Source organism: Thermanaeromonas sp., from assembly GCF_021890735.1.
Classification (GTDB): Bacteria; Bacillota; DSM-521; order Neomoorellales; family Neomoorellaceae; genus Thermanaeromonas.
Genome location: NZ_JAKKUR010000109.1, coordinates 1 through 4,837, shown reverse-complemented (window position 1 = coordinate 4,837; position 4,837 = coordinate 1). Strand labels below are relative to the sequence as shown.

The following is a 4,837-nucleotide window of genomic DNA, read 5'->3' as shown; positions in this document are numbered from 1 at the left end:
GTTTCTTCCGGTCTTGTCTCTAGCTTCCTCAATACGCGTGGTAAATAATTCAAAAGGTCTCCTGCTACCAGCCCCCGCTGGCCCCGGATCCGGGAAGCGTAATCCCCAGCCGCGCCATGTATGTAAGCGCCTAAAGCTGCAGCTACCGGCACCGACATCCCCTGGGCAATGAGTCCGGCCACCACCCCCGTAAGCACATCGCCGCTGCCTGCGGTGGCCATACCCGGATTCCCGGTAGGGTTAATGAAAGTTTCTCCGGAAGGGCAAGCGATAATTGTCCGGGCACCCTTAAGAACTACAGTAACCCGCCAATCCCGGGCTGCCCGGGTAGCCGTACCTACTCTATCCGCCTGAACTTGTGCCGTAGTAGTTTGCATTAGTCTTGCCATCTCTCCCGGGTGGGGGGTCAAAACAGCCTCTTTTTCGGCCTCCACAAGATATTTTTTATCCTCGGCCAGGGCATTCAGGGCATCGGCATCGATAACCACCGGGCAACGTACCTGGGGGAGAAGCTCTAAAACTAAGGAAACAGCAGCTTTATTACGCGATAAACCCGGGCCTATGGCCAGGACAGTACACCTCTCCAGAAGTTCTAAAATATAAGAAAGGGCTTCTCGACTTAAAGTCCCTTCCGGCGTCTCCGGCAAGCCCCTTGTCATAACTTCTGTTGTCTTGGCCGCCAGCACATCCTGAAGGCTGCGGGGAACGGCCGCGGTAACCAGGCCCGCCCCGGCCTTTAGGGCACCCAAAGCGGCCAGGGCTACAGCCCCCAGCATGCCTCGAGAGCCCCCCACCACCAGGACGTGCCCGAAGTTCCCCTTATGTGTACTGGGTTCCCTGGGTTGAAGCTGCTTGCGGCACCACTCAGGCGTTAACAAGCGCAGCTTTAGATTTTGGCCCTCAATAAGCCGCCGGGGTATGCCTATATCCACAACCTCGAGCTTCCCGGCCAGGCTGGCCCCGGGTTCCAGTACCAGTCCCCTCTTGGGAAGGGCAAAGGTTACCGTCCAGGTAGCCTTAATACAGGGGCCGTAAACTTCACCGGTATCGGCGTCAAGGCCTGAAGGGAGATCTACGGAGACTACAGGCTTATGAGCATTATTGATCAATTTTATAACCTCTCCCGTAAGTCCTAAGGCTGCACCCTTAAATCCCGTGCCGAAAATAGCATCTACTACCAAATCGGCATACAACAGGGAGATGTCGGCCCTCTGGAGGTGGCTTTCTTCTAGGATGGGAAAGATCTTTCCTCCCATCTTCTGATATATCTCCAGGTTAACCCGCGGGTCTCCCCGCAATTCTTCTGGCCTAGCTAAAAGAAAAACTTTTACCTCGGCCCCTTCATTATGGAGGTGCCGGGCCACCACCAGCCCATCCCCTCCGTTATTACCTTTGCCGACAAAAATCAGGACGCGCTTTCCGGAGGCCCGGCCGCCAAAATAGCGACGTATGGATTCGACCACCCTTAAGCCTGCGTTCTCCATAAGTACTATGCTGGGTACAGAATAATCCTGGCTGGCTGCCTGGTCAATCTCTTTCATTTCTGCCGCAGTTACCACATACATCTTTTTCACCTCCGGCAGTGCAGTTACATATTCCCCGGGGTTTAAACACTGTTTTGGGGCACCGAGAGACCTCGTATGCCGACGGCCACGGCTACAGCATAATCCCGGCTATGGGAAAGGCTTAACGCTATTTTTTCTACTCCCAAAGACCGGGCAAGCTCCGCCAACCGGCCGTATAACCTCACCTCGGGAGCCCCCGAATTATTATTCAAAACCTCTATCTCCCGCCACCTGAGTTCGCCCCTCCTTAGGCCCAAAACTTTAAACACCGCTTCCTTGGCCGCCCAGCGCGCAGCTAAGGAAATTTCTGGCCGGCCTTTGGCCAGGCAATAAGCCTCTTCTTTAGGGGTAAAGATTCTCTGCATCAGCCTCGGGTGCCTCGTTAATGCTCTTTTAACCCGGTCAATTTCAACTATATCTACACCCACGCCTCCGATCATTTTTTTAGGTGTCTGCAACCCTCCTTTGTTTTTCCCGTCCCTTTATTCTCAATTTAAGGTTATCTCCATTTATTACCTATCCATCTTTCCCTAAATTTAAGCTCTCCATCCTGACCTTCGCATTGTAGTTAAAGTTCGGCAAAAAATGTCGAACACCTCCCTTTACTCCTCGATAAGATCCCTCGACTTTCTTACTCGGTAAAAATCAGACGCGCTCGCCTCTTTGCCGCTTCTTTATTGACAACAACCCTGCCCCGGTGTAGCATTAAATTACTAGTTAAGATAGTATGTAAATTGAATATGCAAAATCTTAAGAATGAGGTGCTGCGGGCTTGCGACCTTGGGTTTTTGGCGCCGGAGCCATCGCTTTAAGCATAGGAGAAACCTTGGGGGCTGTAGAGTTGTTTAGGGTCCCCTTGTTCCCGGCGGCCGTCTTTTTTGGCGCCTTAAACGCTACCGCTCTCCTTATCCTCCTCCGCTACCTTCTTCCGCCTTGCCGAGAAGCTTGGGAGGAAGAAAAGGCTCCCCAGAGCTTAGATGCACCCATAGATCCCACCTTGCAGATCGCCCACCAGACGTTACCTTACCTCCGGCGAGGCCTAAATGAGGTAACCGCGGCCAAGACGGCAGAAATAATAAAAGATATCGCCGAAGTGGCCGCAGTAGCCATCACAGATCGTGAACGGGTACTGGCCTTCTTAGGTGCGGGTTGTGAAAAGCACCCCCCGGGGGAGCGCATCCTCACCGAAGCCACCAAGGAGGTCCTGGCTTCCGGTCGTTATAAAGTGGTCCACTCTACCCGTGGCCTTAATTGCCCTCGTTATCACTACTGCGAGTGCCCTCTAGCTGCTGCTGTCATCGTACCCTTAAAGTGCAGAGGTGAAATAGTGGGCGCTCTAAAACTTTACCAAACGGAGGAAGGTACTTTACCTCCCCAGGTGATCCGCCTGGCCATAGGCTTAGGCGAACTTTTGAGTTTACAGATCGAGCTATCTGAGATAGAGCGCCAGCGGCAGTTGCTGGCCGAAGCGCGGCTTGAGGCCCTAAACGCCCAGATAAACCCTCATTTTTTCTTTAACACCCTGAATACCATCATAAGTTTTATCCGCACCAATCCCGAGCGGGCCCGCATGCTTCTTATGCGGCTGGCCAGCCTTTTCCGCCAGACCCTAAACCGCCGGGGCAGTTTCACTACTTTGAGGGAAGAGCTGGCCTACGTCCGCAACTATCTTACTTTGGAGAAAGCCCGCTTTGGCGACAAGTTTCGCTATATCCAGGAGGTACCCGTAGAACTTTTGGACTATCACCTGCCAGTCCTAAGTTTACAGCCCCTGGTAGAAAACGCCCTCCACCACGGCATTCTACCTAAGGAGGGACCGGGGGTAGTGCGCGTATCCGCCCGCCTCCAAAATGATGAGTTGCAGATTACGGTAAGCGACGACGGTGTAGGGATAGCTCCTGAAAAACTACCCCACGTTTTAGAGCCGGGTTGCGGTTCCGGAAACGGCGTGGGCTTAAGCAACGTAAATTTACGCTTTCAAAGCCTCTACGGCCCCGAGTACGGGCTCAAGCTTAAAAGTGAAGTTGGTCGGGGTACGGAGGTATTTTTAAGGGTTCCGGTAATACCTCTCCCGTCTGCCCTCAGGGAAAACCACAACGCTAGCCTAAGCTAAGACAGAGAGGGGGTTCTCATGACCAAGATTAAAGCCCTTATAGTAGACGATGAATATCCTGCCCGGCAGGAATTAAGATTTATGCTCGGAGAATTTAAAGACGTAGAAATCGTTGGCGAGGCTACCAACGCCAGGGAGGCTTTGGCTCTCATAAATGCGCTGGATTACACCGTAGTCTTTTTGGATATAAACATGCCCGGGATGAACGGTTTAGAACTCGCCCGGACGCTGCAAGAGAAAGACGGTCCCCCCTTTGTAATCTTCGTTACTGCCTATGAAGAATATGCTCTCAAAGCCTTTGAAGTAAATGCCGTAGATTACCTGCTTAAGCCCTTTGAGGCCCGCCGCCTGCGTCAGGCTCTAGACAAGGTCCGCCGCCTTTTAGAACAAGGTCAGGGAGCCCGGCGGGTCAGGGTGGAAGGACCTTCTCGTGCCCCGGAAGCTTACAGCTCCCTCAATCTCATACCGGTAGAAAAGGGAGGCAAAACCATCCTTTTGGACCAAAACGACCTTTATTATGCCTACACCCAGGACGACAGCGTTTACCTAAAAACCTTTGCTGAGCATTACCCCACGCGCTACACTCTAAAAGAACTCCTTAACCGGCTGGATCCTAAGATCTTCTTCCGCACCCACCGCTGTTATATTGTAAATCTCACTAAGGTGAGGGAAATAGTCCCCTTCTTTAACGGTACCTATACCCTCATCCTTTCCGACAAAGAAAACAGCGAGGTACCCGTAAGTCGCAACCAGGCCGGGCCCCTTAAGGCTCGTCTCGGCCTTTAAAGCGGAAAAAAGATATGACAAGAAGGAGAGCCGGAATACCCACCAAAACCGCCAACCCTAAAGGCTGCAAAAAGAAAAAGAAGCGCTTGACATCAAAGGTACTCCGCGGATAGATAGCCAAGAAATACACCACGGGAAGTTGGTAAAAAGCCAACATCCGGTAATCTTTAAGGTGGAAAAGGCGGCCTAAAAGATAAGAACTAGCCCACAGCAGGGAAGAAACGGTAGGAAATACGATAATCACCCATAAGGAGATAAATAATAAGCTTATACGTTCAATGAAAGTACCTGCAAACTCCGCAAGCTGCGTTACGGTCAGCCCAGGAATAAGGGTGTACTTAAGTTTATCTACTCCTAACACGCCTTGGCAAGT

The 4,837-nt window shown here is 52.0% G+C and carries 5 protein-coding genes; 2 read left to right on the top strand and 3 right to left on the bottom strand.

Translation table 11 applies throughout. From position 1 onward, the window contains the following. Together L5656_RS10630 and L5656_RS10625 are read right to left on the bottom strand one after the other, a co-directional pair. The coding region (locus L5656_RS10630; RefSeq protein ID WP_297202769.1) for an NAD(P)H-hydrate dehydratase at positions 1-1,565 on the bottom strand (1,565 nt) is incomplete at its 3' end. Between the two features lie 41 nt (positions 1,566-1,606). Beyond that, positions 1,607-2,023, bottom strand: a complete 417-nt coding sequence (locus L5656_RS10625) for a holo-ACP synthase (protein ID WP_297202767.1) — start codon at positions 2,021-2,023, stop codon at positions 1,607-1,609. Between the two features lie 314 nt (positions 2,024-2,337). Here L5656_RS10625 and L5656_RS10620 point away from each other — a divergent pair, with 314 nt between their 5' ends. Continuing rightward, on the top strand, positions 2,338-3,678 hold the full coding sequence (locus tag L5656_RS10620) for a histidine kinase (RefSeq protein WP_297202765.1): 1,341 nt from the start codon (positions 2,338-2,340) through the stop codon (positions 3,676-3,678). Positions 3,679-3,696: 18 nt separating this feature from the next. Further along, positions 3,697-4,464 carry a LytR/AlgR family response regulator transcription factor gene (locus L5656_RS10615; protein ID WP_297202763.1) on the top strand — a complete coding sequence of 256 codons (768 nt, stop codon included), beginning with the start codon at positions 3,697-3,699 and terminating at the stop codon, positions 4,462-4,464. Here the strand turns inward: L5656_RS10615 and L5656_RS10610 are convergent. After that, on the bottom strand, positions 4,442-4,837 hold a 396-nt coding region (locus L5656_RS10610; protein ID WP_297202761.1), incomplete at its 5' end, for a GerAB/ArcD/ProY family transporter. The genes L5656_RS10615 and L5656_RS10610 overlap by 23 nt on opposite strands.